The following is a 3,342-nucleotide window of genomic DNA, read 5'->3' as shown; positions in this document are numbered from 1 at the left end:
CTGTTGCCTCGTCGCTTCGCGACATCGGCTAACAGCGGGATATACGAAATTTTTTCCCGCTTCGCAGGAAAAACCTTCGTATCATCCGCAACACATTATGTGAAATTGTAATCTTTAATATGTCTATTAAAAGCAAAATCCTTAATAATAAATTAAGCCTTCCTGTTCTATTTTTATTTACTCTGATTGTCATTGGCGGTCTATATTACTTTAAGCAATTATCCAATCGTATTGTGTCTGTTGATAAAACTCCATTTACTGAAAAAATTGAAAAAACTAGTTTACAGCCATCAGACAATGATAAAGCCTTACTGCTCGTCAAAAATTTACCGGAAGTACAGGAATGGCTTAATTTATTTATTAACCCCGATGGTGCTTCTCCGTCAACTAACGGAAAACCAGTTATTGAAGTTGATAGCGTTGATGGTAGTGTTTACACCATCCATGTTTACGAGTCGCTAACAGACCATAATGCTACTTTCAATTGGTATTATGTTGATTTAAACACAGAAAGTATTAAGGATTTTTTTGGTAAGGAATATTAAAGATTACAACTTCTCCTTCCGCCAGGTACTTGGGTACTTGGCGTCAGTCGACCCCGTTGCGCTCTCGGCAAAATATTCAAAGCATTTTTGCCTCGGGTCACATAACACAGTATAGCTGGCTCGTCGCTTGCCGCTCCTCGACCCATATTTAGCACTTTATTTCTAATAAATTTAGTGGTAAAATATGTGCTAAACATCAGCTATACCGATACGTTATGTGCAATATTACTCGGAAAAATTTGGCTATAGAAGTAACATACAAGCTAACCACCTCGGGAGTAGATGAAGCTGTTGTTACACTGTTTGCAGGAAGTTTCTTACAAAGGAGTCTCCTTTTTCAAAGGAAACTCCTTAAAGGCTTTTAGAAGCTATTCGTCAGCGAGGGTTTGCTAAACCGTGATAAAATAGGGGTGTATGGAAGATACTATAAAAGAGGTTAAATCCCGTATTGATATTGTAAATCTAATAAACGAATATGTTCCTTTAACAAAAGGCGGTAAAAATTATAAAGGTTTATGCCCCTTTCACGACGAAAAAACCCCTTCCTTTATGGTTTCTCCCGAACTTCAAATTTTTAAATGCTTTGGTTGCGATAAAGGCGGAGACGCTATAAAATTTATTCAAGAAATGGAAGGGCTGGATTTTAGGCAATCTCTTGAATTTCTTGCCAAAAAAGCGGGCATTGAACTGAAAAAAAGTAATTTTACCCGTTCCCCCGAAGAAATAAAAGCCAAAAAGATTTTAGAAATAAACCAAATTACCGCGGAGTATTTTCACTATATCCTAAAAAACCATAAATTTGGAAAAAAGGCTTTAGCATACCTAAAAAATAGAGGCATAAAAAGCGATACCATCTCCCTTTATAAACTAGGTTACGCGCCCAATTCCTGGAATAGCCTTTTTAATTTTCTGCTCAAAAAAAAATATGATATAACCCTCATCGCCGCATCCGGACTGGTTGCGCCTAAAGAAAAAACTAGCGGGTTCTACGACCGTTTTAGAGGACGCATTATCATTCCGTTAAGAAATGAACGAGGTGAAGTGGTGGGGTTTTCTGGCAGAAGTTTAGACAAAACCGAGCCAAAGTATTTGAATGGTCCTGAAACCCTAGTTTTCAAAAAGGAGAGGTTTCTGTTTAATTTGGATTTGGCAAGGTCTGCGATTAAAAAAAAGAAAGAAGCCATTTTGGTGGAAGGGTATTTTGATGTAATAACCCCTATGCAGGAAGGGTTTAAGAATATAGTGGCTTCTCTTGGCACGAGCTTAACGGCGGGACAGTTGGGTTTAATAAAAAGGTTTGCGGATACTTTGCTTATTTTTTACGATACGGATAACGCTGGTGTGGAGGCAACCAAACGCGCTTTAAATTTGGCTTCCGATATTGGGCTTGATGTAAAAGTAGGAATTTTGCCGGACGATGTTAAAGACCCGGACGAAGCCGTGCGAGCCGATAAAAAAGTTTTTGAAGACGCGGTAAAAAACGCCGTTTCCATTTACGATTTTTATTTTAATTACGCCAAGAAAAAGCATAATGTACAAAACTCTCTTGAGAAAAAGAAAGCCGCCGATTTTTTGCTCCCCATTGTTTCGGAAATACCCCATACCATCCAAAAAGCGCACTACATTAAGGAACTTGCGACTCTTTTGGATGTTACCGAGGAAACGGTTGCGGAGTCTCTTGCGAAGTATGAGAATAAAAAATCGTCCGTAAAAAACGGTTTTGTGGAAAAAGCGGGCGTATCCTCCAATTTTTCTCCTCAAGAATATATGCTTGCTTTAATATTAAAAGCCCCTAAAGATATTGCCCAGAAAACATTGTATAAATTATCTTTTGATGATTTTACCAACGAGATTGTCAATTCGGTTTTTGTTAAATTAAAAGATTACCTGTTAAACAAGGAAAGGTTTTTACTAAAAAACTTTTGTCTTAAGCTTGATTCCGAAGAAAACAAACTGGTGGAGAAATTACATTTAATGGAACTGCCTATTGCGGATTCTTTGGAGGAAGACGAGTTGGTTTTAGATAAGGAAATAAAAAAAATATTTGATATAATAAACAAAGAGACTTTGCGCAGAAAACTGCGCGAAGTAAGCCGCAAGATGAAATCCGCGGAAAGCGCGGGGGATAAGAACCAAATTAAAGAATTGCAAAAAGAATTTTTAAGCCTGTCCGGAAAGGCAACTAAATGAGTAACCCCAATTTTGAAAAAAGCATAAAAAAATTAATTCTTGAAGGGAAAAAAGCAGGTTTTATAACCCAAGATGATATATTAAAGAATTTCCCAAACGCCGAGAATAATATAGAGCAACTGGATGACCTGTACTCCCGGTTTATTGATGAAGGTATTGATGTTTTAGATACTTATACTCTAGAAGAAGATTCCGTTTTGTCTTTAGACGATAAAGATACAGAAATAATAGCCGCTTTGGACAAGGATATTACCACCGACCCTGTGAGAATGTATCTTAGAGAAATAGGAAAGATTAAACTTTTAACGCGGGAAGAAGAGGTGGATTTAGCGCAAAGGGTGGAGAAAGACGAATTAGCAGCGCGTCAAAAACTTATTAGGTCCAATTTAAGGCTTGTTGTATCTATTGCCAAAAAATACATCGGCCGCGGGCTAACTTTTTTAGACCTTATCCAAGAGGGAAATGTGGGGTTAATGCGGGCGGTGGAGAAATTTGAATGGCGACGCGGTTTTAAATTTTCTACCTACGCTACTTGGTGGATAAGGCAAGCTATAACAAGAGCTATTGCGGATCAGGCGCGAACTATTAGAATTCCTGTTCATATGAT

General features: G+C 37.8%; 3 protein-coding genes. All 3 read left to right on the top strand.

The window, feature by feature from the left end; translation table 11 throughout:
• Window positions 1-119 precede the first annotated feature (119 nt).
• Window positions 120-545 (top strand): hypothetical protein, encoded by a 426-nt coding sequence (locus KJ678_01660; protein ID MBU1016846.1) that lies wholly within the window; start codon window positions 120-122, stop codon window positions 543-545.
• A 414-nt stretch (window positions 546-959) separates the two neighbouring features.
• Entirely contained in the window at window positions 960-2,735 is a 1,776-nt protein-coding gene (gene dnaG, locus KJ678_01655; GenBank protein ID MBU1016845.1) for a DNA primase, read from the top strand.
• Window positions 2,732-3,342, top strand: a 611-nt coding sequence (locus KJ678_01650) for a sigma-70 family RNA polymerase sigma factor (GenBank protein ID MBU1016844.1), incomplete at its 3' end; no start/stop codon positions are given. The genes dnaG and KJ678_01650, both read left to right, overlap by 4 nt.

Source organism: Patescibacteria group bacterium, assembly GCA_018817085.1.
Taxonomy (GTDB): domain Bacteria; phylum Patescibacteriota; class WWE3; order CG2-30-40-12; family CG2-30-40-12; genus CG2-30-40-12.
This window is presented reverse-complemented; position numbering and strand designations above follow the sequence as displayed.

Bases quoted from the DNA above. Each gene is read 5' to 3' on its own strand.
- dnaG (MBU1016845.1), top strand. From the start codon at position 960: ATGGAAGATACTATAAAAGAGGTTAAATCCCGTATTGATATTGTAAAT.
- KJ678_01660 (MBU1016846.1), top strand. From the start codon at position 120: ATGTCTATTAAAAGCAAAATCCTTAATAATAAATTAAGCCTTCCTGTT.